Raw genomic sequence first — 24,294 nt, 5'->3', positions numbered from 1 at the left:
ATTAGTCCAGTTTATTCCACACCACAATAAAGAGAGTTGCCAACGGACCAAATAACAGGGAAATCAGAAACCAGTTCCGACCACTTCTGTTTTTTCCCTGAGCCAGTCCGGCATTAATCAAGGCAAGTGTGCCCCAACCTACAAAATATTCATTATCCATCAAACGTCTTCTCTCCTCTATCCCTTCAATTCTGGCTACTGCTCAAGCATATCTTTGAGCTTACGATTACGATCCTCTAGAAATGCCTGCATGTATCTCTTCAGCACAAGTCGCTCCGTTGCCCATCCCAGCAATCCAAGTGGAGCTTCGAATCGAAGTGTGTCTCTCATGCAAGTCATCTGATCCCCAATTACGCTGAAATGGTGTTCATGTCGTATGCTCTTGAAAGCCCCTTTCTCCATCTGATCCACAAAGAGGAACGGTCGTTCAAACTGTACAATTCGGGACTTCAGCTTCTGTCTGACCCCAAAATGAGTAGCCTGAAATGTAACGGTATCCCCTGCTCCAATTCTTCCTGTGGTTACTCCTGCAACTGCTCGCTCTCGCGTATGTTGCCAGACGGTCTGAGTATGTACATCAATATCCCGGGCATAGTCAAAGCATCGTTCAATCGAGGCATGTATCGTAATCTCGGTTGTCACTTCAATCATGGCGATCGCTCCTTGGCAGGAAAAATAAGGTCTTTGCAAAGTATACGCTTGCTTCCTTGGTCGAACAACACATCTAGGATGATATAACAAAAAACGGGTCCCCTGTCTTAGTACAGGAGGCCCGTTCTCAATATAAGTAAGGAATACAGATCATATTTAGATTAAATAAGCAATTCATCAATGGCAAGCGTACGCTCTTTGGAGAGATCGCGATATTCTTCAGACTCCACTTTGATGAGTGGTTTGAAAATATCAGACGTATTGTTCATGACAATAACACCTTTTTCTCCATTGCTGAGCAGTACCTGTTTCCCGATGAAATTTGGAAGCAAATGTTGCATCAATGCCTGAACCGGTTTTTCATTCAATTTACCAAATCCCATTCCATAGATATCTCTAAGGTTGTTGATCAGATTTGGATTGCTTCCTCCGTGGTTCCCGGATCTCATGCCTATATAGATATCCGCTACAGATACAATCTGTGTATATGGATGAATTTCACTTTTCTCAAGTTGCATCGGATAACCCGACCCATCTTCCCGCTCGTGATGCTGCAGAGCAACCAGTGCTGTCGCTTCATCCGTCATCGAATTTTTGATAATTTCATGGCCATATATGGTGTGACGCTGCATTTCAAGCTGCTCATCAGCCGTCAACGGTTCTGTTTTGTTCCGAATCCGGTGGGATACTTTGCACTTTCCAATGTCATGCAGATAACCACCGCGACTAATCTGATAACTCTCCTTCTGAGAATATCCAAGCCAATTCGCAAGGTAGAAGGACAACAATCCTACCTGGATTGAATGTGTATAGTTATTGACGTCATCCCGCTCCAGCATCATCAGGAGATGAACGACATCTTTCTGCTCATCCAGTCCCTCAACCATCGGTTGCAGTGCATCATCCACCATGGTGGCGTTGAACTTGCCAACGGTCAGAGCTTCGAGAAAAGCATTTTGATAATTATGTACAGTCTGAATAAATTGGGACTTCAGCTCTTCTTCAGGCGGTTCTTCCTTCGTAGTTATCCCCGAAGCATGCTTTGCGGCTGCTGCAAAAAATTCTGCTTCAGTGATTTCCTCTTCGCGTGATTCAATATCTACATAATCTACACGGTGCTGCATAAGCAAGGTGATATCCTCACCTTTGATCACAGTTCCCTTCCCGAGAACGTGTAATCCTGCATCGCTGAATGTATCCGCAGTTAGACGGTCTCCGTCTTGCAGGTTCATAATATGGATTCTCAAATCGGTATTCCCCCTGAACAATTCATTATAGTAACAGCACCCAACGGAACGGGGCCACAAAAATACCTATACTTCTTTATATCGTTATAATTCTTCATTTCATACATAGTTCAAACGACCTTAATCACAATGGTAAATACGAACGCCTAAGACTTTATCCTCACTCCAACATCCAAATTAGTCCCGGTTTTAAACTTTTACACACTTTTGTGCCTCATTGCCGTATCAGAGTAAGCCAAAGAAGTTCAAACGCTCCGTTTGAACTTCTTCAAGACATCTCAAATTAGATTTTGATCGAACCCAGACTAGCACCTTTAACAAAAAATCGTTCAATGCTCTTCTCGACCGAAGCATCGGGAATCAGCGGCGGTGCCTGATGGGGTTTGGTACGTGCATCAATAATCACCTGATCACAGCCCCAATGCTTGTGGTCATATCCGCTATTAACCCCGTACATGTCATGTGAAGGGTTGCTGCGAGTAAAGGTTGCCCATAAGAAGTTGCTGAGGTTAGCACTCAGGAACGAACTGTCGTCACATAGAATGATCATCGGACACGAGTCCAGACCTCCCTGTTCTTTCAATAGAGATGTGAATGCTTGCATCTCCTGTGCTGTATCCGTATAACTCGTGAAGGCCGATGTCTGGATCGAAACGATACCCGGCATGATGAACTGTGGATTCTCATAACCACGAATGTTTTTCAAAGACTCCGGAACTTCCGTGCACAGATCCCGAATCTTGTCGCCATAGGCTGCAAAAACAACTTTGCTACCGCTGTTCAGCCCTGTACCCGAGTAATCCAATGTATCAATGGTCGTATGGGTATGGAAATGAATATCCCGCTGCATATCCATGCGCTCCAAGATATAGGTCAGGAATTCAACTTCCTTATGGGTGTCCAAAGGCTGCTGATCCTCTGCGGTAATGAAGAGATACTTCGCCAGACTGAGCTGACCCGTACCCAAAATACGATTGGCAATCGTAAGCAACTCTGTCGGCTGCTTCACCGCCTGATACGGCGTGTAACGTTCACTACCAATGGCGAACAGCAATGGATGGACCCCTGCAGCATCGACCGCATGCACTTCTTTGACACCTGGAATCTCCTGTTTAATCGCGTCTCCTGTAATCTCATGAATCAAATCACCAAACGCGGTATCCTCTTGCGGAGGTCGACCAACAACCGTAAACGGCCAGATAGCATTCGGTTTGGCATAGACTTTATGCACACGCATTAACGGAAATTCATGGGTCAGACTGTAATAACCCAGATGATCACCGAACGGACCTTCGGGTTTTGTCTCGCCTGGGTAGATATCACCCGTGATGACAAAATCAGCATCATTGCTAATGCAATATCCGTCCTTGTAACTGTACCGGAAGCGACGTCCAGCGAGTAAACCGGCAAATGTCATCTCACTTAGTCCTTCAGGCAAAGGCATAACCGCTGAAAGTGTATGTGCAGGTGGACCCCCAATGAAAATACTCACTTTCAGTGGTTCTCCCTTTTTGACAGCTTTGGCTTGATGTATACCAATTCCGCGATGAATCTGATAGTGTAACCCAATTTCCTTGTTCATTTCAAAATCATTGCCATCCAGTTGAACCCGGTACATCCCCAAGTTTGAATTCATGATTCCTGGTTTGTCCGGATCTTCCGAATAAACCTGTGGCAGCGTCACAAATGCCCCACCGTCCATAGGCCAATGTTTGATGAGTGGTAAGTCCGAGATTTGAATCTCTTGCGCCGACACGGGTAGGCTTATAGATTTCTGTTTTGGCAGCGCCTGCCATGCAGCAAGACCTGTACGGACATGCTGAAATGGCGTCTTAAGCGCCTTCATGGGATCGTCACGAACTGCCATGACCCGTTGTACGCCTTCCAGCGTACCGCGGAACATAAACTTGCTTCGTTCCACCGTGCCGAACAGATTCGATACGGCCTGGAACTTTGAGCCTTTTACATTTTCGAATAACAACGCCGGGCCTTTAGCCTCGTGCACTTTCATGTGGATCGCTGCCATCTCCAGATGAGGATCAACCTCTTCTTTGACCCGAATCAAATGACCATGCTGCTCCAGATCGTTAATACAATCTTCCATATTGCGATATTTCATTGGATGGCTCCATTCTCTGTATGATTAAATTAATTAAGTTCATAGATTCACATAACGTCTCTTCTATTTTATCAAATGATCCACTGCTAAACAAAACTATATGTGAAATTTTGTCGCGAATAGGGATATCAAAAAAAGCAATATGGCAGCAATCTGAATCCTGAACGCACAGGGACCGATTGTTTCCATACTGCTCTCTCTGTTCTGGGTTGCCTTAAGATGTAGGTGTAATAGTCGATCTGGGGATCGTGACAATAAACTGTGTACCTTTTCCTACTTCGCTCTCTACATTAATTGTACATTGATGCAATTTCAAAATTTTAATCACAATGGACAAACCCAATCCATTTCCTCGAAGCGAGCTGCTCCGTGCTTTGTCCACCATGTAGAATCGATCAAAGATATACGGGAGTGCTTCCTCAGGTATACCTTGTCCTGAATCTCTAATCAATACCTTTACATGTGAAGATGACGTCTCAATTTCGACATGAATGGTACCCTTAGGACCGGTGTATTTGATCGCATTGTTTATTAAATTTTGCCAGACCTGATCAAACAAATCTTTGTCCACTGTGATCTCGCAGGGCAACAAGTCCAGTTCGATCTGTATGTCCTTCTGAGCCCACTGCGGCTCTGCCAGTAAAATCGCCCTTCTTAATTGTTCATCTACCTGGAATGTGGTGAAATGAACCGGATGATGCTCTGAATCCAGCGAGGCTAGCCGAAGCAGATTATCACTGAGCCTCGATAAGCGCAGCGTTTCCTCATAGATAATATCCAAATGCTCTTTCTGCTCTTCTAATGGAATAACACCATCTTGTAGTGCTCTGGTGAATCCTCTAATTGATGTGAGCGGAGACTGCATTTCATGAGAGACGTTGCTGACAAAGTCATCACGAACCGAATCAATTTTCTGCAACTCACTGGCCATATGATTAAAGCTCTCCATCAGTTCCCCAAACTCATCCTGATTATTATGTTTCAAGCGGACCGACAGGTCACCTGATGACATCTCCTTCGCTGCAACCGTTAATCTCTTAATCGGTTTCACAATGTACCCAGACATGAACAAGATTAATAAGCTGCCAATAACCAGAACCGTTAATAGTGAGGTTAAGAGCGTGTTTCGCAGTGTATGAAAAAGAGATGAGAAATCACTTTGAATCAGAAATGTGCCGATCCCCTCGTTTGTTCCAGGAACACCTATGGTCGCGATTCCATCTTTACTGGACAGAAAAATGGCATCCGTTGTACCCGTTTCAAATAACGAATGAACCTTGTCCTCTGGCAAGGAAGATAACACTTCACTTTGTTCATTCACGGGAGTGATATTTAACCCGTAGCGAGCAAAGATACCTAAGCTTGATTGTACTTTTTCCGGATCATCGATCAGGTTAATCAGTGTAGCGAGATCTTGAGCAAAGGTAACCATAAACCGATTCGGTGTTTTTTCCTGAGACCCGTTATTTATCATAAAGGAGAGAATTAAACTCACCAGAACAATCCCGATAAATGTAGCTACGATGCGAAGTCGCAGGCTTTTTCTAAACATTTTCATGCCCGCTCCAGCCGATAACCGAGTCCTCTTATCGTTGAGATCACTAACTCAGGAACATGTTCAAGACGTTCCCTTAACCGTTTGATATGTACATCAACTGTACGCTCATCTCCTTCGTAATCGATGCCCCATATGTCATCTATAAGCTGTGTACGTGTGAATATTTTCCCTGGCGAACTCGCCAGAGAAAATAACAATTCACATTCCTTCTTTTTCAATTCGATAGTTTGTCTGTCCGCAACAACCATCAGATTGCCCAAATCAATCGTTACACCGCTGATCTGAATCATGTTTGATGAACTTTTGTTATATCTTTTCAGTAACGATTTTACACGCAGGATTAACTCCACAGGATCAAATGGTTTAACCAGGTAATCGTCTGACCCGGCATTAAATCCTCTGACTTTGTCCTTGGATTCTCCCTTGGCAGTCACCATCAGGATTGGAATATCCAGATAAGACCGAATATCTTCCGTCAGTTCAATGCCGTCTATTCGCGGCATCATCACATCCACAATCGCCAGATCAACTTTCGTATGCGAGAGGATATCTAACGCCTCTTGACCGTCTGGTGCTTCCAGCACGGAGAATTGATTCTTTTCAAGATAGATTCGGATTAATTTGCGGATATGGGAATCATCGTCCACCACCAGAATTGTGTTCATGCAGCCATTATCCTTTCCGCAATTGGTTTTATTCGTATCGCAAGGATTCCATCGGGTCCAGCTTCGCCGCTTTTGATGATGGCATCAAACCGGCCACGATACTAATTCCTGTACTTACCACGATACCAAACAAGATATAATATCCCGAGAGATTAATGAGTTTGGCTCCAAACGCATTGTCCAGGAGAATATTTAATACATAACTAATGATCACTGCAAAGACCACCGCAATAATACCACTAAATACGCCTAATAAGGCAGATTCGGAGAAGAATATTCGCTTGATATCTTTCTTTCTAGCTCCAATGGCCCGAAGAATGCCGATCTCTTTTGTCCGTTCCACGACACTAATATAGAGTACAACCAATATCATAATACCAGATACGATCAACGAAATGCCTGCAATACCCGCGAGCACAATGGAAGCCATACTTACATATGTCGTGATATTCTCCATAACTTTGGCCATCTGGGAGCCTGCGAAGCCAGCATCAACAGCAGCTTCATTGATATCATTTACATATTTCATATCGGTTGCATAGGCGTTAACCTGAATCGGTCCGATTGTTATTCCTTTGTCCGTATACATTTGCTCTAGCGTCCCTGATGAAATGTATCCCGGGGATTGTTGCATTGGAGATCGTTGATCTGCGGCTTCATAGATACCTGAGATCGTTACTTCTTTCTCCAAAGTTACCGGTTTATTATTGCCATCCATCTCGTTGATATATAGAAACACAGACTTACCGATCATGGTTTCAGCTTGATCATTTCCGCTTAATTGTTTCGCCGTATCGAGGGGTAACAACATCTCATTTTCTACCGGCAGAACACCCGTTGTTATCAATGCTGGATCAAAAGCATCCGTTAACGTTGTTAATTGCGTGAGTCCCACACTTTGTTTTTCATTCACCATAGTCGATTTGCCTGTAATAGTTGTAATTGTCTCTACATGATCCACATTAGGAAAATTGCGAATCGTCTCAACATCAGCTTCGGTGAACGGTTCACCTGGTGCCATCAAGGCCTCGGGACCTTGCATGTCCTTGGCTTCTTCACTCGGCTTGGTTATATCCACGAGCAAAGGGTCCATACTCGAATTGATTTCGTCATTCATATACGTCGTTATACCATTCCCCAAGGAGAGCATCAGGAGTACACTTAATATGCCTATAGATCCACCCAATGCTACCAGTACATTACGCTTGCCGTTGAGTTTCATATTTTTAAGTGCCATCTTGAATGAAGCAAGCAAACTCAAGCTCCGGGAAGAATCCTGACCACTCTCGTAAACAGCCGTAGAAGGATCTTTCAGGTGAATATCGTCACTAATGCGCCCCTCTTCAACCTTCACAATACGTGTACCGGAGTCAGCGACTTTCTGCGAGTGAGTTACGGCAATCACCAGCATTCCCTTTTTGGCTATGCTATCGAGCAAAGCGAGGATTTGATCTCCGTTTTCCCTATCCAGAGCACCTGTCGGTTCATCAGCCAAAATAATATCGGGATTGTTGGACAAAGCCCGTGCGATGGAAACCCGTTGCTTCTGACCGCCAGATAACTGGTTAGGACGTTTGTTCAGATGATCCTTCAGCCCAACCTCTGTTAATATATCAACGGCACGTTGGTTCCGCTCCTTCTCATTGGTATCCGTCATTTGCATCGCAATCGTCACATTTTCGAGGACAGACAGATGCGGGATCAGATTGAAATTTTGAAAGACAAAGCCGATATTATTCTTCCGATAATCATCCATTTCCTTCTCTGTCATTGCACTTAAGTTCTTGCCACGAACAACGACATCCCCTTCATAGTCGGAGTCCATGCCACCAATGATATTCATCAGTGTCGACTTACCGCAGCCAGATTCGCCAAGGATGGAGACAAATTCCCCTGTCTCAAAACTTAAGTTCAAACCGTGGAGTACCGGAACTCTTTCTTTTCCATATAAGGTGTATGATTTCTTCACATTTTTAACTTCCAGTATTTTCATATGGATCTCTTCCTCTCCTGATCATGCACAATATCTATCTATTTGATGTTCATATCGTAACAAATCAGTATGAACTGATAATGAACTGGACCATTGCACCTATAAGAGGTTGTTCAAAAGAACTATATACAAAAAAACCGAATCCTTAGATATAAGGACTCGGGTTATCTTATTTCGTTATTGCATTTGATAATATAAGTTAAACTAATCATTTACACGATAACGGAGAAGACAGAAAAAACCTGAAAAAGCGAAGCGTTCGCCTTTATCCCCGGATTTTCACCTTTGGAAAAGGGATTCAAAAAAATCTGGGGATAACAGCGATTGGAAGGTTATTCTATCGTCGTAGTGTCAGTGTAAATAATCTTTAGTTCAACTTATAAAGTTTAGATTAATCCCGCTTTTGCCAGCAGCCTTTTCACAATCGCCGCCGACTGCGCACGACTAATGTCTGCATCTGTCATCAGCTTGCCATCAGCACCTTGTACCAGCTCTTGTTTAATCGCCGATGCAACCGGCTCTGCTGCCCATGCCTGTACTTTAGCGCTATCGCTGTATGTGCTCAGCAGACTTGTTGTCTCTGACGCGTTTGCCTGTGCCAGACCGACCAGTTTCATCGCACGTGACACAATGGTCAACGCTTCCGCACGAGAAATTTCGCTATTCGGACGGAAGCTGTCGTCAGCATAACCTGAGATCAGTCCGTAGGACACAGCCGTCTGAACCTCATCCTCATACCAGCTGCCAGTCTTCACATCTGTGAACGATGCCGCTTCTGTACTGCGCGGGGAGTGCAGGCCCAAACCTCTTAACAGAACAGCCGTAAACTCTGCCCGCGTAATACTCCGGTCCGGCGCAAATACGTTCTCACCAGTACCTTCAACGATCAGACGGGATGCCAGATCCTGTACGTCATCACGACTCCAGTGATTCGTTACATCGCTGAATGTTGCCGGATGATAGATCAGGGCGTAAGTGCTGTTCGTCAAGCTATTAATAATAGCAGAATCTTGCCCGTTACCTTTGATAACCTTTGTCGGTACATGCAGAAGGCTGCCATCTGGCTGAAGCACAACTCCTGTCGTGATCTTTGAACCATCGACACCCTCTGGCAAAGTAATGGAGCGCTCTACATAAGAGTTGAAACGATCTACATTAACTTGCTGCCCATTCCAGATCGCTTTTACTTCAAAATCAACCGGAGTTGCAACCACCGTAGTGTTCTCCAGCTTGTCCGCTGCGGCCTGAATTGCTGTTTGCTTGGATGTAGCACTAGGCACAATAGCGATTTGAATAGTGATATCTTCCAATGGAATCGTGTTTCCGAATTGATTGAGAATCTGATCTAGCCGAATCTGATTAGCTGGAAGTGTGTACGTACCGCTATCAGTCTGTATGACAACTTCGGCATTACTTCCTTCCATCGTTTTGACCAGCTTGCCGTTCAGTTCACCAACGACTGCGCCTTTACCAGTACCTGTAATAGGCAGCAGAAGCGTTCTTAATCCACTACCAATCTGATTGATGACTTTGTCATTATCCACATGAACCGTGGTGGTAACCTGATTGTTTACCGTTGATGTGCTAGCCGTAGCAGACTGTTCCTGTTTCTGACCGTTCACATAGATGTCTACACCTTTAGTTACCGCCGGAGTCGATGGAACAGGGGTAACAACAGGGGAGGTTGGTGATACACTACCTCCTCCTCCACCCGAAGAGTTACCAGGATTCGGTGTAGGTGTCGAACCAGAATTGTCGCCACCTGAGTTTGCTGCTGTAATTGTGATTGTTCCACCAGACAACTGAGCACCACTATTGTGTTCTACATTTGTAAAATGCCAATGTTCTGAATCAGTTTGATCTACGGATAGCTGTTTCGTTCCAGGCGCCGCATTGCTTTTGGCTTTGATTTCCATATCAAATAATTGGGTTTCATCTACAATTGAGTGGTCACCCCCAGTAAAATCAACCCAGATGATCCGTACCCAACCTTCTTCGTTATTAATTACGTACTGGAAGTCTCCTGTACCGGTTTCTTCTGGAGATGTGCTAATGGTGCTGACAGATTTAGGCGTGATACGGACAACTTCCAGGGCAGATGTATCATAATCAATCTGCATATTATAAGCGCTAACCTGAGAATAGGACTGCTTCAATGTAACAGGGACATGAACCGTCTGCCCCGCCTGTACACTAACATTTGCAAATTGCACCTGTGATGGTTCTGCCGGCTCTGCCCCAGCTATACTCGGGAATACGAGAGACGAGAGTAGCGTCAGTGCGATGAGACCTGACATTGTTCTTCTGATTCTTGGACGTTTCTTTTTCGGTTGAAACATGTATTAGCCTCCATGTCTGTATCAATTGGTATAATGTATGGTAACGATAGAAAAAAATTGTTATTTGTTATCTAAATTAAAAAATATGACTTAATCAGGGCGTTGTATTTTTTCTTTTCCAACAATGTATACTCGTCTAGGCTCCGTATTCGCGTCCGAACTGGAATGAGCAGTCACTTCGAGCACAAGATAATAATCCTCGTCCTCAGATGTAACGGTATGCTGTTCTCGTGTCTCCCCTTCTATTGGAACGATATCTTCTCCTGAAGGGTCTGTTGCGCGGTACCACTGATAAGAAGGAGAATTGATGTAATCAATATCATCACCATCAACATCCATTAAATAATAATCTGTGGCAATTACGTTCTCCATGTAATCCTTCAATTGACCATTCAGCACATACGGCGCATCGTCCACTTGTTGAAAGGTCAACACATAGTCATTGTTTTTCGCGCCAAGTGTTTTATTGGCATATCCGGTTAACAACGCATTCATATCCCCCAAAGTGGGTTCTGCATTACGATCCACGTCCATTCGGTTCATCTCTACATAAGAATAACCGCGGCGACTGACCATATTACGAAGATAAGTCAAAAGGTCTGCTGCATCCAGAGAATTCACTTTTCCGTCTGCATTTACATCCCCTTTTTTACTAATGTTAAGTTCAAAGTTATCCGTAACCGTTTCCGGTACATCAGATACAGTATAATAAGCCTTCAATTCGATGTTGATTTTGCCACTTCTATAAGGAACCACAACTAATTTATTTCCACCTTCTATATATACGCTTGCTACACTATAATCACCTGAAGTGGCGCTGATGATATTAAACTCATTCGAATTAAAATGGGTACTTAAATCAATCGTAACTGTTCTGTTCGTTACCTCGATGGGTACACCGGACACAAAAGAAGGATCGTTTTGTTCCGATGAATAATTTAACCAATGGATGCCATCGTTGAGCACAGGCCGTGAAATGTTAATCTCTGGGCCAATTTCTCCTGCATTAGCTTGTGGAAGCGTTCCACCTATAGGCAACGCAATGCCCAACCCGAGTGCAGTCAACATGCTTTTTTTCAATATCGGCTTAAGCCGTTTTTTGTTTTGTTTCCCCTTCAATTCATGTTCCTCCTCGTGTACATTTCAAATTTGAACAACTACATGCTCAGTATAACGAGTCATTCTGAACCGATTCTGAACAGGACTATAGAACTATTTCCAGTTGTAATTCGACAAAAAACGCCATGGAGTAAGCCTCCATAGCGTTTTGAACACAAATCATTTTCCAGTTCGGATCATATTCACCTAAAATTAAATTCCCTCAACAATCCGTTTGGCTCTAACCTTCACCTCACGGTAAAGTTCATCCTCATCGATCGTGAGCAGCTTTCTGCCTCTCATGAGGATCTGACCATTCACGATCGTGGTATCCACATCCGCACCGTTTACACTGTATGCCAGTAGCGACTCTACCTCATGTACCGGTTGAAGATGTGGTTTCGCCAGATCGATCAGGATCAGATCAGCTTTGCACCCCACCTCAAGCTTACCCACTTCATCCTGTAGACCTAGCAGACTAGCACTTCCGCGTGTAGCCATTCTTAGTACATCCTTGGCTGGCAAGCGAGTTGGGTCGCCATAGTCCAGCTTTTGCAGCCAGGTCGCGGCTTTGATCTCCTCGAACATATCCACGGTTGTGGCACTTCCCGCTCCATCCGTTCCGATTCCCACGTTAATTCCCTGTGCCAACATCTCGGTAATTGGAGCAATTCCACACCCCAGCTTCAGATTGCTGACTGGATTGTGTGCTACACCGCCGCGCATGCTCTTCAATCTGCCGATGTCCCTTCGATTCAGATGTACACCATGCGCAAGCAGTACATGTGCCTGTTCGAACATCCCCGCCTCTTCCAAATACTCTGTCGGTGTCATGCCATAGCGCTCACGAATCTTTACAACTTCTTCCTTTGTCTCAGCCAGATGAATATGCAGAGGAATATCCTCAGTGACAGCCAGAGCAATGACTTCACGTAGCGGCTCTACAGGACATGTATAGGGTGAGTGGGGTCCATACATGGTTGTAATCCGCCCATCGGCCGCTCCAGACCAGCGTTGTACCAGATCGATCGCCTCCTGCAACCTGCGTCCCCCATCATCTTCCATGAATACCATCCCACGTGTAAGCGATGCCCGCATACCCGTTTGCTTAACCGCTTCTGCAATCTCATTCATATGGATATACATATCCGCAAAAGCAGTGGTACCCGAACGGATCATCTCTGCGATGGATAACTTGGCACCCCAATAGATGTCTTCCGGGTTCATCCTCGCTTCGGCAGGCAACATTTTGCGTTCGAGCCACTCCATCAGCTTCAGATCATCCGAGAATCCCCGGAGCAGACTCATCGGTGTATGTTGGTGGGCATTAATCAGTCCTGGCATGGCAACCTTATTGCGACCATCGATAATCTCATCTTGCGGTTGAGGCAGAATGTGATCGGCAATCTGCGTAATACGATCTCCCTCAACACGAATATCCCCCGTGAAGGGGGCATCGGCATTTTTCATCGTTAAGATGGTCGCTTGCTGAATCAATATACTCATTACATTCACGGCTCCTCTGGATTGGTTATGGTTCCTTCCTATCCGAGGGTAAGCCTTCACGTAACGGCAAGGTCAAGTCATTTCAATTTTTGAATCGTCATCTTTCTGAAAGTTTGTATAAAAGGTTTGGGGTCGATTTCGACCATATATGGATATACTCCTGTGCTTGTGTGCAGATAGAAAAATCCACCTTCATCACCCATACGGCGAAATGACATATCAAACACTTCCGTGATGTTGAACTCGCGGTATTTGGTCACGATTTTATCTGAATACAGAATCATGGAGCGGGCATTCATCTCAATCTCTTGGGCGAGACCCGTCACTTCTCTCTGTACTTTGTAATAAGGTAATACAGCAACGCAGTTCATGATCTCCCTCCATTCATGCCATGATTATTGTTCCATCATAGCAGATCGGAGGTTCTCAGCAAAAGAACATGAAACTAGGTGATCTTGGTCGTCACCTTTAGTGGCGTATGAAGTGCATCCTGAATGTCCTGCAAAGAGAGACACTGTTCAATATGAAACACACCATGAGGCAATTCTATTTTATACACACGTTCTGCCACGGCTGCAGCTACGGCTGCTGTTGCATCTGCTTCCTTTGCGCCGACCAGTAGTTGTTCGACGCGGATTTGCTCACCATTTTCCCATCCTACGGCATCGACCTTGACTGCATACATTGGCTCTCCCCCAGGAATACGGCCAAATGCCTTAACCGTTCCATTCCGAATACACGGGATACTCAGCAACGAAAACAACCCTGCACGTTTGGAGATTGCCATGGATCCTGTGATCCAGCGAGAGTCCAGACAGAGTCTGGTAGATACGGTTGGAATACGTAACGTCCGGGCAACCACATGCTGATCCGAAAAGTTAAATCGATAGGCCTTCCGCTGCCCTAGTTTTGCTCCAAAATCAATACGTTTGCCATCTCCGAAACTTTGTACCTCAGCAGGTTTGCCCTTATGCATCACTTGGTAAGTGGCATTCATCTGATCAACGGTCCACTCCACGGCAGCTTTTCCGTGCTTCTCTCCAAGTCCCAGCATTACGGTAATGTCTGCTTCCTCCACCTGATCCATATGCATGGTCGCTTCTCGCACAAGCAAATTAGTCACTCCGGGTGATAATCCAACGCTGAGGATCGCGGTCGATTGGGAACGTTGCATTTTGGTATGCAGTTGTTCCACCTGGGCGAGAAAATCATATTTTGCAGAAATATCAATATAGTCGGTTCCGGCTTGTGCGCAGGCTTCAACAAAACGGGTATCGCTCTGATCCACACACATGATGACCAGTTTCACAGGCCTTAACATGGATGGCTCTACAGGCCGTGTTACATCCAGTTGAAGTGGTAGCACAGCACCACCTGTAGACCTGCTGAATTCCTCCGCACGGTTCATGCGTGTACCCGCAGCCCATACTTTACCCGGGAACATTTTCCCCAGTTGAGTACATATCATCTGCCCCACTTGACCATAACCGCCAACCACCCAGATCTGATCTTTCATAGGCTTCACGTTAGTTTCGAATTGCATAATACCCCTCCACCCAGAACGCCCCGAAGTAACGTGTAATATGTGAGAAACCGCATTCGGTCAGTAGCTTAGTCATCTCTTCAGAGCATATTGGATCAGATTCACGGCCCAGGGAAGCAGCAAACCGCTCCCACTCTTCAGGAAGGACGCCCACACTCAACATGTGATCCTTCCAAGCTTGCATCATAGTTGGATGTGCAGGTGAACGAAGATGGGCATTTACAGACGCAATGATCAGTGGTGCACCCGGTTTAAGTCTCGTTGCGAGGCTGGTCAGAAACGTTCTCTTGGCCTCCATCCCCTGAAGGAAATGTAACATGAGCATGCTTGTCGCCCCATCATATACGATATCCTCCGGCAATTCTTCAACCGTGATAGGTTGCAACTTCACTCTGGAACCGATGCCTGCTTCCGCGACTCGTTTCTCAGCAAGTTGCAGCATGGGCTGTGATGGATCTACTCCAGTCAATGTCCAACCGGCATGACGTGATCCGAGCAGAGCAATCTCTTTTCCCCCTCCCGCTCCGGCAACAAGGATATGAATATCGTTGTTATCTGTAACAGTTGCTGCAAGCAGCCGTTCCATTAGATCATGCATATGAGAATAACCCGGAATTTTCAGGGCTATCGATTGTTCGTAACGATGAACATCTGCTGTTTCCCAGCTCATCGGTGATGGATTGTGATTCATGGACACTGCACTCCTCTTGAATTGAAGTTAGACTTGACTCGTTGTTCGTCTAATTTCATTATAGAAGGATACGGCGAGCCTACAATCCCAGAACATTGGGATATGCGCACAGAGAGAGGAGTAATCTTGTTGACATCACGTATTGATCGGAACCACAGACTTATCACTTCTCTTGAAAAAGGAACCTGGACCTCACGTACCTATCGGGAAGCTGTTCTCAAGCAGATCCATTCGGTTGTACCTTACGACGCATACTGCTTTACCACCGTTGATCCTCTGACTCTTCTCTCCACAGGAGCCGTGACAGAAGATGGCATTGAGGCCATTCATGATCGGTTATTCATCAATGAATACATGGAAGAAGATATACATAAATACGCTGAATTAATTCGCAGCGGTGAGCATACAGCTACACTTCATACGTCCATGAACTTACAGCTTGAACAAAGCCCACGTTATATCAACATTCTTCAGCCAGCGGGGTTCGGTGATGAACTACGTGCTGTATTGGTCAGTGGAGACGCTTGCTGGGGATATCTGACCCTATATCGTAAGACAGAAAATGCTGTCTTTACAGAGGAGGAGCGGTGGATGATACAGTCCTGGACTGCTTCTATTGCATCAATGCTGCGGTCCACGAGCTTGACACTGATCGATGAGATCACGAGTGAAAGTCCCGAGGAACCCGGAATTTTGATCACCTCAGACACGTTCCAGCTCTTATCCCTGAACGCCTCCGCTCAATATTGGCTGTCACAATTGCGCATGCTGGAACATGTAGGGCCTGATGTTCTCCCCCGTCCGGTACGTGCAGTGAGTTCACACTTGCAGCGCAAGAATCGGGCAGAATTGGTCGTGAGTACTCAGATTGCACCCGACTCACCCTCCAAAGTTTGCATTCAACTTCCGGATGGGCGTTACCTCATACTTCATGCCAGTCTCATGCAACAGCTTACGGGACCGGATCAGATTGCTATCCGTTTGGAGCAGGCGATGCCACAGGATTTGCTGCCCTTGCTCGCCGAAAGCCACGGATTATCCAGTCGAGAGCGGGAACTGCTCGGATATGTGCTGCGCAGCTATTCTTCCAAAGAGATTGCTGCCGCGATGCATATTTCTGTCTACACCGTTCAGGATCATTTAAAATCCATTTTCGCCAAAACCAAGGTATCCTCACGTCGCGAGCTCATCTGGTATTTCGTTTCCCGTTTCCAGCTGTCGGATGAACCTGCGATATAAATCCTGATGCAATTTCCCGGTAATCCACTTAACTATCAAATAATGAGTAAAAATCAAAAGATGCCAATACGATATCCTCGTAATGGCATCTTTTTCTATATACTATTGATTAAGAAGCATAGCGGTAATACAGGGTAACTTCGATGTTTGAACTTTTGATATCGTGCATTCTGCTTTAAAATGCAGCGCACAGTCCTGCCAAGCCGTTTTCCACAAAAAATTCCGACTATATTATTGATTGTGTTATTTGGCTTTTGCTAGTAAATAAAGAAAATATGGAACACTAATAACTGTAATAACGATTCCTGTTGGCACATCTCCTACGAGGCTAACCGTGCGCGTAATCGTGTCAGCCAACACCACGACTAGTCCCCCAGCCAAGCTGGCAGCCGGAATGAGCAATTTGTGATCGGGACCGACCAGTTTTCTGGCCATATGCGGAGCGATCAATCCAACGAAAAAGAAGCTGCCTCCCACAGCTACACTGCCAGAGGATAAAGCAACAGCAGCGATTGACAACCCCAAGAACTGTCGCTTCACGGAAACACCAAGCCCCTGTGCTGTCTGATTGCCCAAATGGAGGGCATTCAGTATGCGAGCCTTGTAAAAAATATAGCCGAGTAAGATCAAGACCCATGGTGTCAGTATGGAAATATAGCCCCAATCATCGCCCCATAGGCTCCCCGCCAGCCAATACAGCATGAAGTTCATCTGCGAATCATCCAGCTTGAGTGTCAAGAAAGTCGTCAGCGCCCCGTACCCGCTTCCTAGCGCGACCCCGGTCAAGATCAAACCGATTGGCGAGATGTCTCGTCCGCGGCGATACGATAATAAAAAGATCAAACCCGCTGCCAATAGTCCGCCAACAAAAGCCAACAGAGGCAGAGCAATAAAGGAACTCTTTCCTGTGGATGCAATGAATACAACAAAGAACAGGACAAACAAACCCGATCCCGAACTAATTCCCAATGTTCCCGGACTAGCCATGTCATTACGCAGCAAACTCTGCATCACGACCCCCGCCGCTCCCATTCCCAGACCTACCAAAATCGAAAGTACAATTCGTGGCAAACGAAAATCAAACACAATCAGATTTTGCTTATCGGTACCGTTTCCTATGAGAACGTTTAGCACTTCTAGCGGTGAAAGATTCATTTTGCCAGAATTCATGCTAATGATCGCAAACACAAGGATGAGCACCATAAGCACTACATTGATGATAATGCCTCGTTTCATCGTATAACGCCGCTTGATCATTCATATTCCCTCCTTTGTCTTCGAGCCAAGAAGAGAAAATACGGCACACCAATGATAGAAAATATAATGGCAATCGGCGTTTCGAACGGTTTATTGATCAAACGTCCAGCCAAATCGGCCGATACGGTCAGCAACGCACCATATAACGCCGCTGCCGGAATAATGTATCGATAGTCGACACCTACCATATATCGCACAATATGCGGGGTGATCAGACCCACAAAACCAACCGGGCCAACCACAACAACAGCCAATCCAGTCAGCACAAGTACAATAATTGTCGACAAAATCTTGACCAGTCCGCTACGAATGCCGAGTCCACTTGCCACATCATCTCCCAAACTGAGCAATGTAACGGAAGGGGACAGCGCCAGTGCCAGCAGTATACCACCAACAAAGAGCGGTGAGATAATCAGCAATTCTCCCCATTTGACCCCCGCTGTACTACCCGCCGTCCAGAATGTTAATGCTCGGCCCAGGTTATAATTGATCGCCAAGTACTGACTGAGTGCGCCAAACAACATTGAAATAGACAGACCTGCGAGTACAAGCCGCTGAGGCGTCATTCCGCGATTGCCCAGTGACGCGGTAAAGTACGTCATACCGGTGGCGATCGCTGCTCCCAGACAAGCGAATAACATCATCTGCCAATACGAATAACCTGGCAGAAAGGCCAGGCATAGTGCAATTGCAAATGCTGCGCCAGAGCTAATCCCCATGAGCCCGGAGTCGGCCAGCGGATTGCGCGTTGTCCCTTGCATGATAGCGCCACATACCGCAAGGCTGCACCCAACGATCAGATCGGCTACGGTACGCGGAAGACGCATGGTTTGGATAATTTGATGTTCAGTGAGCATTGGATCAAATCGGAAAATAGCCTCCCATACCGTTGCTAACCTCATATCAGCAGCACCAAACATAATTGATGCCGCCGACATGAGAACCGTTAATCCAAGCCCCACTACCATGTACATGGTGAAGTTCATCGCCCCACGGCGTTTTTGTTCAGGCTTGCTTTTCATTTCGTTTCCCTTTCATCACCTATTGACAATCCAAACGAATATGGATATTAACGTCCATAAATTCGATTGGTCATGTTTGAAAATTTGGAGTGCTCAATTAAAATTTCGTTCTAACTCTTATTTAGCTAATGCCAGCAATTGACTAACAATATAATCAATCAATGCACTGGAAGTCATTATGTCCGTAGACCAAGATAGCGAAGAATCTACCTTTACGATCCGATCATGTTGCACAGCAGGTATGGCATTCCACACTGCATTATCAGAAGCAACGTTTCCATCTCCTAAGAAGATCATATAATCCCCAGAGTAAGCGGGTAATACTTCCATGGAGACATCACCCCAATATTTATCTGCATCGATAATATCCGTTTGGACTTTTGCAGGTGCCTGCAATTGAAGTTCATCGTAAACAAGCTCGCCAACGGCATGCTTGGCTCCAGCTATGTAGTTACTTTTATCACTGAATTCCCCAACCGTAATCGTCACATCGGATAGGCCCGCATTCTGAAAGGCTAGCTTTGCTTCTTCGATTTTTCCGGTATAAGCATTCAAAACATCCTTAGCCTCTTCCTGTTTGTTCAAAACATCGCTAATAAATTGTATCCGCTCCTCTGTAGTCATATCACCATAGGGAACATAAATGGTCGGGGCAATTTTGGATAAATCATCATACGACTCATCACTCCATGCCAAAATGATAAGATCAGGCTCAAGCGTCATGATATCTTCCGGCTCCATGGCTACTTTTATGGAGTCTGTAATCTGGTTAGCATATACAGGCTCTGTCTCTCCCCGTGCAGCTCTAGCCACACCTAAAGGAGTTACACCTAGGGCTACCACATCACCAACCAAATAATCGACTACAACTCGCTGAGGGTTGTTAGGTACCTCAACATCACCCTTAACTGTGGATATCGTTCTGGTCTGCGAGACTGCTTCTGAAGCTTTTGTCTCCGACCCTTCCTGTTGTACCGTCTGCTGTGTCTGCGCAGGTGTTGTATTTGCCGTTCCCCCATTATTCGCTGGCGTCCCCGACGTACATGCCGTCAATAAGAGCATCATGCTTATCGCCGCCGCCAAAATCATTTCTTTACTTCTTAATGTTCCAAACATCGTTGATTCCCCATCTCTATAAGACTTGACTAGGCTCGCTAGTTCCCTCTCATCGTAAGGGAGATGAGAATCATTATCAATACCATCAACCTGCATGGATAGTGCGTTTATTTTCCGATAATCACTTGGCGTCATCTTGTAATGCTTCTTAAACATGCGGAACAGGTTTTTCTCATCTGCGAAACCAGCTCCAGTTGCGATTTCTTTAACCGTCGCTTCTGTATGTTTCAAGTCATGACAGGCTGCTTCAATCCTTCTCTGAATGAGATACTCCTGTAAGTTCATCCCTTCCCTTTTTTTGAACAAACGCGTCAATTGTCCACCACTGATCCCAAACATATCGGCAATTTGTTGGAACATAATCGGCTCCCTGTAATGTTTATCGAGATATATCTTGGCAGAACAGGCTGGGTCTGGCTGGAGATACCGAATCTCACCACCCTCCAAATCCCTGTACACCTCATGAATCAATTGATATAAAAAACTTTTGGCCTGCAACTGATCCATCGCCTTTCCCCGTTTCCAGCCATTCATCATCCGTTGGAACCAATCGCGTAGCAAGATGGGATTACTTGGCGTATAGCCAAACTGTTGAACAAATGGATTTACTTGCTCCAGTAATTGCTGCAGATGTTTCTTGAAAAAGAGAGGTGATTCTGCTCTATAGAAAACCATAAAGGTATTCACAATCTCCTCTTTAGGCGTAATACTGAGCAGGCTCCCCTTCCCACCGTGAACTAAGCCAAAACGTTCCATTGCAAATGTGGTTTCATTCAGTTGGATTTGCGCTTCTCCCCCATATGCATAGATAAACATGCTACTAGGCATTTTATATTGCTCCAACGGGTATTGTGACGCTACATTCTGAAAGCGTACATCTATTAATGTAATGTTCGAACGTGTCCAGATACTGGCCATCATATCAATCATCTCCGGTGTAAATCCCTGTCTTGCTTCTTCCTCTTGCATCTATCCGCGCTCCTCGTTTCACTTTTTCCAATGTATACATCACTCAATAATTGATATTGATTATCAATATCATATTTGATCAGGTAAGTATATCATCATTAAGTGATATTGGGGAACAGGCAGTAGACGTTATGCTTTTCATCCGCTTTCGTAAAAAAAACTAAAAAGGAACACCTGAGAGTACAAAAAAAGCCTGATCCATATGGATCAGGCTTCTTCATTATGTTTTTTGTATTCAACAAGATTACGTAGTCACCATGTTTCTCTTGTCACCTGCGACCAAATTTATTAAGACTTTGCAGGTTTCCGAGAAGGTTTGGCGGAGCTGTATTTTTTATTCTTTTTCTTACTTACTTCCACAACCACAGGCTCCTGTGGGTGCTCCACCGGGTACATTTTGCGGAACAATAATGTCTGTAGTACCAGGAATGAACCCCCAACTGTCCAGTAGAGCGGCATCGCTGCCGGAGCTGTAAGAGAAAAGAATGCCATCATCAATGGGGAGAGATAACCCATAATGGCGAACTGTTTTCGCTGCTCAGGCGCCATATTGGCTTGTGATACCTTGGCTTGAATCAGATATATGACCGCGACCACCACAGCGAGTACGTAGTCCGGCGCTCCCAGTTTGAACCACAGGAACGAATGAGAAGACAGTTCCGGTGTAAGTCGGATAGCCGTGTAGATACCTGACAGGATAGGCAACTGAATGAGCATCGGCAAGCAACCAATGTTCAGCGGATTGAACTTATGTTTCTTGTATAGCTCCATCGTTTCCTGAGACAGCTTTTGCTTATCAGCAGGATCATTTTTGCCTTCATATTTTTTCTTGAGCGCATCCATTTCGGGTTTCATGGCGTTCATGATGACTCGTGTTCCCTGCTGGGACTTGGCTTGACGCATCATCAAGGGCAACAGTGCCAGACGAATGACCAGCGTAATCACGATAATCGCGACCCCATAGCTTCCATTAAATATAGTGGCAATGTGCTGTATGAGATACGACAGTGGAAATACAATATAGTGATTAAAAAATCCCGGTGTCGATGAAGTAATCTCCGACACGTTGTTACTGCATCCGGCAAGCAACGTGACTGCAAACAAAATGGCAATCAGGCCATAGATCCGTCCCTTGCCCGAAGTAAAAGTGAATCCCTTGTTGGTCTTATGTTCCATATATATCCTCCTCGTTGATTTGTTGACCAATCGTTCAACGAGGAATGACAATCTGGTTCATCTTCATCGGGCGCTTCTCTTCGTCTAATCATGCGGCTCCAGTCTTCCTGTCTATGCTGTCTGTCCAAACACAGGGCGGGAAGTACAGGTTCAAGTCCACCACCGGCGCCACCTTCCATCCAGTACTCTGTCATGCCACAATGAAGATGGGCAATATAGGCATAACTGACGGTGAAGATGAGTCCAATCGAGAATAAATATGGTAATAACTCCTGCAGTTCAAACAAGGGATTCACCCCCTTTATAGGTTAGTTTTTATATTATAACACTTACATATTGTTTTTGCATAAATCCGTACGTGAAAACAACTACTGTTCAGCTATTCCGTTCTCAATTTGGACATTTCTAGCTCAGCTCGGTGTCTTGCCACGTTATAAGAAGGCCATGAACGATCTGATGTATCCATATCCAGATATGCTTGTCGTTCCAGCATTTCCCTCTTGAGATCCGGATACTCCTCCAGAGCAAACTCACGAAGTAACGGAACTGCATCTGCCGACAGACTTGCCAGATAGGTTGCATCAATATTGCCAGTCTGATGATAACGTTCAATATTCAGCTCGGCAATCCGTTTATCCATGCCCACATAATTTACAGCAACATAAGCAGTTAGCGCCAGCACAATATACCAGCGGATCAGCGGTATTGAGGTGTACCGTATACGAAGGCCAGCAATCAGCAAGAGGAGTGCGAGGAAGATCATGAATGCGTGTACCAGGAAGCGGATGTACGTATATCCATATGCCTGCTCATACAGATTTAGGCGCATAAACGCGGAATACAACATAATTGCTGAACAACTGACCAGAATCAGGAGAAGTACCTGATGCACGATGGAACCCGCTTTGCCACTCGAACGGGTATACTGCAAAGCAACAATAAGAATAAAGAAGTTAATACCTGTGACGAGAATTAACTCTGCGAATCCACTTCTCGCATAATCTGCGTAAGACAGATCTACCGGAAGATGCCCCTCTCCTGCACCAAACAGATACGAAAACTGTACAAGTACAAACAAAACGTACACACAGTTAATGACAATCAGCATCGTCCCCACAATGATGGGGTCCAATCTGAATGGTTCCCGATGAACCGGAGTGCGTTCGGGCTCGGGTATAATCTTATTGGTAACCTGAACTTCAGTGGCCGGGTCCACAGGAGAGAATATATAGGTCTGATCACGCTTATCAACCGTGGATGCTACTCCATTTTTCCAATGTGCGTTCTCTCTCTTCTCTGCCTCATATTGCATTGGCTGTACAAATCCCCATACATAACCGAACAGCAATACACCTGCGATGACAATCCAGATGATTCTCGGTATCCCTGGAGTAAAAGCCAATTGATTCAGCCACTCCGGAAAACCGGCTAAATACTGATCAAAGACCCCGTCAGCGGAGGACAGTAATGCAACGACTACAATGAGGATAGGCAAGGACGCCACAAGACCAATGAGCACTTTGAAAACAACTGTTTTTTGGGATTTGCCCATGCCACGCCCGCCTGCTCTCACAGCAATAGCAGCAACAGTCCCCCAATGACGTATGGCTTGAGGCAGCAAGTGGTCAATAGCCGTACCAATCAAACCAATCTCCCACCACTGCTTCTGTTTTCTGCCCATCAGATACGTCATATGTAAGATAACTACGCCTGGTACAACCAGAAAATTAAGAACATACAGCAGTTCATTGTCGTATAACAGGAACGTTAGCGACAACAATAGCACTACAGCCGCTACAAAAGCATCAATGAACTTGAAAGACCTCATGCGGTCCCGGGCAAACAGATACATGAACACATAAAAGAGAATTACAAAGATAGGATACGATACGCCAATCTCATTACCATAGAATAAATACTGGTGAATGATCGCCAGCATCCATGCAGACAGTAGCGTGATTAGAGCGCGTTGCGGTGAAGCCATTATTTTATCAATCATGGGAAAAACCTCCATTAACCTTTCTATGCTATATTCTAGATGATAAAATAGGAATATAAATAGAAATTAAAATCGACAAAACTTCTTATTTTAGAGGAACACGTCA

At 45.3% G+C, this 24,294-nt stretch carries 20 protein-coding genes; 1 reads left to right on the top strand and 19 read right to left on the bottom strand.

The features are described from left to right. Nucleotide 1: 1 nt before the first annotated feature. From MHI12_RS13080 to MHI12_RS13020, 13 genes are all read right to left on the bottom strand, one after another. On the bottom strand, nt 2-163 hold the full coding sequence (locus MHI12_RS13080) for a hypothetical protein (RefSeq protein WP_155985038.1): 162 nt from the start codon (nt 161-163) through the stop codon (nt 2-4). A 32-nt stretch (nt 164-195) separates the two neighbouring features. Beyond that, entirely contained in the window at nt 196-651 is a 456-nt protein-coding gene (locus MHI12_RS13075; protein ID WP_405172598.1) for an SRPBCC family protein, read from the bottom strand. A gap of 161 nt (nt 652-812) precedes the next feature. Beyond that, nucleotides 813-1,898: an HD-GYP domain-containing protein gene (locus MHI12_RS13070; RefSeq protein WP_047842713.1), complete on the bottom strand. Its 1,086-nt coding sequence runs from the start codon at nt 1,896-1,898 to the stop codon at nt 813-815. A gap of 283 nt (nt 1,899-2,181) precedes the next feature. Then, nucleotides 2,182-4,017 (bottom strand): UbiD family decarboxylase, encoded by a 1,836-nt coding sequence (locus MHI12_RS13065; RefSeq protein WP_405172597.1) that lies wholly within the window; start codon nt 4,015-4,017, stop codon nt 2,182-2,184. 214 nt (nt 4,018-4,231) lie between these two features. Beyond that, nucleotides 4,232-5,569 (bottom strand): ATP-binding protein, encoded by a 1,338-nt coding sequence (locus MHI12_RS13060; RefSeq protein WP_405172596.1) that lies wholly within the window; start codon nt 5,567-5,569, stop codon nt 4,232-4,234. A gap of 2 nt (nt 5,570-5,571) precedes the next feature. Beyond that, entirely contained in the window at nt 5,572-6,240 is a 669-nt protein-coding gene (locus MHI12_RS13055; RefSeq protein WP_405172595.1) for a response regulator transcription factor, read from the bottom strand. Nucleotides 6,241-6,268: 28 nt separating this feature from the next. Continuing rightward, a complete protein-coding gene (locus tag MHI12_RS13050) occupies nt 6,269-8,233 on the bottom strand; it encodes an ATP-binding cassette domain-containing protein (RefSeq protein ID WP_405172594.1) in 1,965 nt (654 codons plus the stop codon). Nucleotides 8,234-8,619: 386 nt separating this feature from the next. Continuing rightward, nucleotides 8,620-10,572 carry an S-layer homology domain-containing protein gene (locus tag MHI12_RS13045; RefSeq protein WP_405172593.1) on the bottom strand — a complete coding sequence of 651 codons (1,953 nt, stop codon included), beginning with the start codon at nt 10,570-10,572 and terminating at the stop codon, nt 8,620-8,622. 90 nt (nt 10,573-10,662) lie between these two features. Beyond that, complete coding sequence (locus MHI12_RS13040) at nt 10,663-11,691, bottom strand: hypothetical protein (RefSeq protein WP_405172592.1); 1,029 nt, start codon at nt 11,689-11,691, stop codon at nt 10,663-10,665. A gap of 192 nt (nt 11,692-11,883) precedes the next feature. Continuing rightward, a complete protein-coding gene (locus MHI12_RS13035) occupies nt 11,884-13,176 on the bottom strand; it encodes an amidohydrolase (protein ID WP_405172591.1) in 1,293 nt (430 codons plus the stop codon). A gap of 77 nt (nt 13,177-13,253) precedes the next feature. Beyond that, nucleotides 13,254-13,547 (bottom strand): hypothetical protein, encoded by a 294-nt coding sequence (locus MHI12_RS13030; RefSeq protein ID WP_074094818.1) that lies wholly within the window; start codon nt 13,545-13,547, stop codon nt 13,254-13,256. Between the two features lie 74 nt (nt 13,548-13,621). After that, nucleotides 13,622-14,719 carry a saccharopine dehydrogenase family protein gene (locus MHI12_RS13025; protein WP_405172590.1) on the bottom strand — a complete coding sequence of 366 codons (1,098 nt, stop codon included), beginning with the start codon at nt 14,717-14,719 and terminating at the stop codon, nt 13,622-13,624. Then, on the bottom strand, nt 14,703-15,410 hold the full coding sequence (locus MHI12_RS13020; RefSeq protein ID WP_405172589.1) for a class I SAM-dependent methyltransferase: 708 nt from the start codon (nt 15,408-15,410) through the stop codon (nt 14,703-14,705). Before MHI12_RS13020 ends, MHI12_RS13025 begins: the two co-directional genes overlap by 17 nt. 129 nt (nt 15,411-15,539) lie before the next feature. Between MHI12_RS13020 and MHI12_RS13015 the strand changes: the two genes are divergently transcribed. Beyond that, on the top strand, nt 15,540-16,649 hold the full coding sequence (locus MHI12_RS13015; protein WP_405172588.1) for a helix-turn-helix transcriptional regulator: 1,110 nt from the start codon (nt 15,540-15,542) through the stop codon (nt 16,647-16,649). A 243-nt stretch (nt 16,650-16,892) separates the two neighbouring features. Here the strand turns inward: MHI12_RS13015 and MHI12_RS13010 are convergent, their stop codons facing one another. From MHI12_RS13010 to MHI12_RS12985, 6 genes are all read right to left on the bottom strand, one after another. Next, nucleotides 16,893-17,906, bottom strand: coding sequence for an iron ABC transporter permease (locus MHI12_RS13010; protein ID WP_017688818.1), 1,014 nt, complete (start codon nt 17,904-17,906; stop codon nt 16,893-16,895). After that, nucleotides 17,903-18,928 carry an iron ABC transporter permease gene (locus MHI12_RS13005; protein ID WP_074094813.1) on the bottom strand — a complete coding sequence of 342 codons (1,026 nt, stop codon included), beginning with the start codon at nt 18,926-18,928 and terminating at the stop codon, nt 17,903-17,905. The genes MHI12_RS13010 and MHI12_RS13005 overlap by 4 nt, the downstream gene beginning before the upstream one ends. Nucleotides 18,929-19,045: 117 nt before the next feature. Then, nucleotides 19,046-21,013 (bottom strand): AraC family transcriptional regulator, encoded by a 1,968-nt coding sequence (locus MHI12_RS13000; protein WP_405172587.1) that lies wholly within the window; start codon nt 21,011-21,013, stop codon nt 19,046-19,048. Between the two features lie 288 nt (nt 21,014-21,301). Beyond that, nucleotides 21,302-22,189: a membrane protein insertase YidC gene (gene yidC, locus MHI12_RS12995; RefSeq protein WP_405172586.1), complete on the bottom strand. Its 888-nt coding sequence runs from the start codon at nt 22,187-22,189 to the stop codon at nt 21,302-21,304. Then, nucleotides 22,126-22,476: a hypothetical protein gene (locus MHI12_RS12990; protein ID WP_235193801.1), complete on the bottom strand. Its 351-nt coding sequence runs from the start codon at nt 22,474-22,476 to the stop codon at nt 22,126-22,128. The genes yidC and MHI12_RS12990 overlap by 64 nt, the downstream gene beginning before the upstream one ends. Nucleotides 22,477-22,568: 92 nt before the next feature. Next, nucleotides 22,569-24,188, bottom strand: a complete 1,620-nt coding sequence (locus MHI12_RS12985) for a DUF4153 domain-containing protein (protein WP_405172585.1) — start codon at nt 24,186-24,188, stop codon at nt 22,569-22,571. Nucleotides 24,189-24,294: the final 106 nt, after the last annotated feature.

Origin of the sequence: Paenibacillus sp. FSL H8-0280 (assembly GCF_045040665.1) — a bacterium.
Lineage (GTDB): Bacteria > Bacillota > Bacilli > Paenibacillales > Paenibacillaceae > Paenibacillus > Paenibacillus xylanexedens_A.
This window is presented reverse-complemented; position numbering and strand designations above follow the sequence as displayed.

Excerpts from the sequence above, each read along its gene's own strand:
- MHI12_RS13075 (WP_405172598.1), bottom strand. The coding sequence starts at position 651 with ATGATTGAAGTGACAACCGAGATTACGATACATGCCTCGATTGAACGA.
- MHI12_RS13065 (WP_405172597.1), bottom strand. The coding sequence starts at position 4,017 with ATGAAATATCGCAATATGGAAGATTGTATTAACGATCTGGAGCAGCAT.
- MHI12_RS13060 (WP_405172596.1), bottom strand. The coding sequence starts at position 5,569 with ATGTTTAGAAAAAGCCTGCGACTTCGCATCGTAGCTACATTTATCGGG.
- MHI12_RS13055 (WP_405172595.1), bottom strand. The coding sequence starts at position 6,240 with ATGAACACAATTCTGGTGGTGGACGATGATTCCCATATCCGCAAATTA.
- MHI12_RS13050 (WP_405172594.1), bottom strand. The coding sequence starts at position 8,233 with ATGAAAATACTGGAAGTTAAAAATGTGAAGAAATCATACACCTTATAT.
- MHI12_RS13045 (WP_405172593.1), bottom strand. The coding sequence starts at position 10,572 with ATGTTTCAACCGAAAAAGAAACGTCCAAGAATCAGAAGAACAATGTCA.
- MHI12_RS13035 (WP_405172591.1), bottom strand. The coding sequence starts at position 13,176 with ATGAGTATATTGATTCAGCAAGCGACCATCTTAACGATGAAAAATGCC.
- MHI12_RS13030 (WP_074094818.1), bottom strand. The coding sequence starts at position 13,547 with ATGAACTGCGTTGCTGTATTACCTTATTACAAAGTACAGAGAGAAGTG.
- MHI12_RS13025 (WP_405172590.1), bottom strand. The coding sequence starts at position 14,719 with ATGCAATTCGAAACTAACGTGAAGCCTATGAAAGATCAGATCTGGGTG.
- MHI12_RS13020 (WP_405172589.1), bottom strand. The coding sequence starts at position 15,410 with ATGAATCACAATCCATCACCGATGAGCTGGGAAACAGCAGATGTTCAT.
- MHI12_RS13010 (WP_017688818.1), bottom strand. The coding sequence starts at position 17,906 with ATGATCAAGCGGCGTTATACGATGAAACGAGGCATTATCATCAATGTA.
- MHI12_RS13005 (WP_074094813.1), bottom strand. The coding sequence starts at position 18,928 with ATGAAAAGCAAGCCTGAACAAAAACGCCGTGGGGCGATGAACTTCACC.
- MHI12_RS13000 (WP_405172587.1), bottom strand. The coding sequence starts at position 21,013 with ATGCAAGAGGAAGAAGCAAGACAGGGATTTACACCGGAGATGATTGAT.
- yidC (WP_405172586.1), bottom strand. The coding sequence starts at position 22,189 with ATGGAACATAAGACCAACAAGGGATTCACTTTTACTTCGGGCAAGGGA.
- MHI12_RS12985 (WP_405172585.1), bottom strand. The coding sequence starts at position 24,188 with ATGATTGATAAAATAATGGCTTCACCGCAACGCGCTCTAATCACGCTA.